Below are 2,796 nucleotides of genomic sequence, written 5' to 3' on the forward strand. Positions count from 1 at the left end.
CGGCGCTGTGATGCGACACATCGAGGAGATCGGTGTGCAAGATCTGCAGACCTTCGGGCGCCGGAATGCGTGCGGCGACCGAGGACTGCGTCAGCAGCAGGCGCATGCCGCTGTCTTCGACCATCGCTGCCAGGCGCTCGGCCGGATAATCCGGGTCCAGCGGCACATAGGCGCCGCCAGCCTTCAGAATCGCCAGCAGGCCGACGATCATGCCGGTCGACCGTTCCAGCGCCACGCCCACCGGCATCTCCGGCCGCACACCACGGGCGATCAGAAGATGAGCCAACCGATTGACGCGGCGATTCAGTTCCGCGTAACTCAATTCCTCGTCGGCGTGTACCAGTGCGGTCGCTTCAGGGTGCGCATCGGCTTCACGTTCAAACATCTGGAGCACAGTTTCCCGGTCCGGATGGCGCTGACCGTTGACACCCAACTGCCGCAGCAACCGCAGTTCCGGCTCGGGAGCCAGCGCCAGTGCGTCCAGCATCAGCGCTGGCGTATGTTCAAGTGCTGCGGCCAGTTCCGTCAGCGCCGCCACCATGTAGTCGCCCATCCGGCGTGCGCCTACACGTTCGGTCACTTGCAGGACCAAGCTATAGCCGCGCCCCAGATCATCGACCGACAAAGTATAGGGATAGCTGGTGCGTTCACCGCCGCCCAGCACCTGCATGTCCTGTAATACCGGCTGCGCGCCCTCTTCGGCACGCGGGCTGTAACGATAGTTGAAGAGCGCGGAAAACAGCGGCGTTCCCGCCGCCAGGCCACTACAACGCTGCGCCAGCGTCAGGCTTGCATGTTCGTGATGCAGCAGTTCAGTCAACAAATCGTGCATCTCACGCAGCCCCTCGATCACGCTGCGTCCATGCAAACGTGCTCGCACCGGCAGTGTGTTGATGAACATGCCCAGAGCACGCTCAATGCCCTCGCCGCCCTGCATGCGCCCGAACATCACCGTGCCGAATACCACATCGTCCTTGCCGCTGGTCCGCGCCAGCACCGCTGCCCAGGCCAGATGAAAGATCGCTGCAGGGCTGACACCCAATTGCTGCGCCAACCGCCGTATGCTGGTGGACAGGCGGGTGGCCAGCGGCACGCGCAGTTCCTCGACACCGATGCCGTCACCCTGCACATCCAGTATGCCGAATGGCGCGGTAGGTTCTTCCACATCGCCCAGCATCCTGCTCAGAAAACGCTCATGTTCTTCGACACTGACACCCAATCGCGCGCGCGCCACGAAGTTGCGGAACGCGACTGGCACCGGCAGTTCCGCCGCGCGGCCCTGCTGTATCAGCGCGATCTCTTCGATCAGCAGCTCCTGCGTGGTGTGGTCCAGCACCAGATTGTGGCTAGGCAGTTGCAGCAGCCAGCGCTGATTGACCACATCGCGCACCGCTATTGCGCGCAACAGCGGTGCCTTCGTCACATCGATACGATAATGTGCCGGATCGACGTGCGCTTGTAACCGTTCGGCCGCATCCGGTCCATCCGACAGCCATTCCAGCGCTAACGGCGCATGGCGGCATACCAGTTGTACCGGTGCCGGCAATCCTTCCCATACGATGGTGGTGCGTAGAATATCGTGACGGTCGATGACCTGATTCAGGGCGGCGATGAAGCGCAGCAGCGCGACTTCGTTGTCGAAGCTGAGCAGGCAGCGTGTGACATATGCGTCACCGGCGGTTTGCAGCAGATGGTGGAACAAGATGCCTTCTTGCAGAGGCACCAGCGGATAGATGTCCTGGATGTTTCCCGCGCCGCCCGACACCACATGTTCCAGACGCCGGATGTGCTCCGGCTCCAATGAGAGCAATGTCAGCATCGCAGGTTCGATCGCACCGCAGCCATCCGAAATGCCGTTGGGCGGCACCGCGAAATGGGACTGCGCGGTGCCACTGCTTCGGCTGGCAACCGCGCTGGCGAAGGCCGCAAGTTGCGGCTGCTGGAACAGCAAGCGCACGTCGGCATGCCAGCCGGCCTGGCGCATGCGTTCCAGCAGGCGTATCGCCAGCAGCGAGTGGCCGCCAAGTTCGAAGAAGTTGGCGTGCCGGCTGACGCGTTCCAGGTCCAGCACGTCCGACCAGATCGCGGCCAATGCCTGTTCCGCCGTACCTTGCGGCGCTTCGTAACGGCTGCCGGCATCCCAGTCAGGTGCCGGCAGCGCTTTGCGGTCGATCTTGCCATTGGCGTTCAGTGGCAGCGCATCCAATACGCTCAGTGAAGATGGCACCATGTAGTCCGGCAGTTGCGCGGCCAGTACGGCGCGCAGTTCCTGCGCGTCCGGCACTGCACCAGGTGCGCCAGCGACGTAGGCGGCCAGCATCTGACTACCTCCCGGCGCGGCCAGCGCGACCACCACTGCGGCCGATACGTCCGGCAGTGCCAGCAAGCGCGCTTCGATCTCGCCAAGCTCAATGCGGAAGCCGCGTATTTTCACCTGATGGTCGGTGCGACCCAGATATTCCAGTTGGCCCGCACTGTTCCAGCGGGCCAGGTCGCCAGTGCGGTACAGCCGTCCACCGGCGTCGTCAAACGGGTCCGCCACAAAGCGCTCCGACGACAGGCCGGCGCGGCCCATATAGCCACGCGCCAGCAGCGGGCCACCGATATACAGCTCGCCCGGCACGCCCGGTGGCGTCAGCGACAGATTCGCATCCAGCACATGGCAATGGCGGCCAGCCAGTGGCCGGCCTATCGGCATCTGTGCCGGCAGCGGCAAGTCGCCTTGCAGGTACGCCGCGCAGTCCTGAACCACCGACGTGATGACGGTTTCGGTCGGGCCGTAGCTGTTAATCAGCT

Annotated in this window: 1 protein-coding gene; it reads right to left on the bottom strand. The window is 63.8% G+C overall.

Translation table 11 applies throughout. The features are described 5' to 3' along the window. Positions 1-2,796, bottom strand: a 2,796-nt coding sequence (locus GJ699_RS33815) for an AMP-binding protein (RefSeq protein ID WP_154383802.1), incomplete at both ends; no start/stop codon positions are given.

It is taken from the genome of Duganella guangzhouensis (genome assembly GCF_009674535.1).
In the GTDB taxonomy this organism is placed as follows: Bacteria; Pseudomonadota; Gammaproteobacteria; order Burkholderiales; family Burkholderiaceae_D; genus Rugamonas; species Rugamonas guangzhouensis.